This is a genomic window from Megasphaera vaginalis (ex Srinivasan et al. 2021) (assembly GCF_000478965.1).
Lineage (GTDB): Bacteria > Bacillota > Negativicutes > Veillonellales > Megasphaeraceae > Megasphaera > Megasphaera vaginalis.
In genome coordinates this window covers 1-570 of sequence record NZ_AWXA01000022.1, presented here as the reverse complement: position 1 = coordinate 570, position 570 = coordinate 1, and the positions used below count along the sequence as shown (strand labels likewise).

1 pseudogene is annotated in these 570 nt (G+C 60.7%); it reads right to left on the bottom strand.

Going from position 1 to position 570, the window contains the following annotated elements:
- Positions 1–570 (bottom strand): annotated as a pseudogene (locus HMPREF1250_RS11765) (TonB-dependent receptor); the annotation flags it as partial.

The following is a 570-nucleotide window of genomic DNA, read 5'->3' as shown; positions in this document are numbered from 1 at the left end:
TGCCTTTGGCGTCAAAGGTATAAAACGCTTCCAGCAGGAAATTCCTGGCCGGTACGTAGCCCGCTCCGAGCGTGAAACTGCGCATGCCGTCCAGGTACCGGTCCGGTACGCCTTCCGTTCCGTTCCCCCCGAAGAAAGACCCGTGCTGGAAGTATTTGTAGTCGGCAAAGGCGTTCCAGCTTCCCGGCTTGTCCGTGTCGGCCCGGCCGATGTCGAATCGTACCGTCCAGAAGTGCGGCGTCCCGCCGCCCGTTCTGCCGCCCATCGTAAAGCCCGACGTTCCCGCCTGATGAACGTACACCGTATGGCCGTTCATGTACCGGCCGAAGTCAGTACGGTTCTGGCCGTAATCGAAGGATACGGACGCCTGCTTCCCAAAGCGGTACTTGGCGCCGATGCCGATGACATTGGCCAACGTGTCGAAAGATGCCAGGTCGTTGCCGTCGCCGTGAGCCGCCGCATAAGTGTGCTTATCGTCCCCTACGGAGCGCAGGTACCAGGCGGCTACGCCGAAGTTCGGCGTAATTTCGTGCTTGGCCTGGACGAAGAAGGCCCGATCAAGTGCCGGAA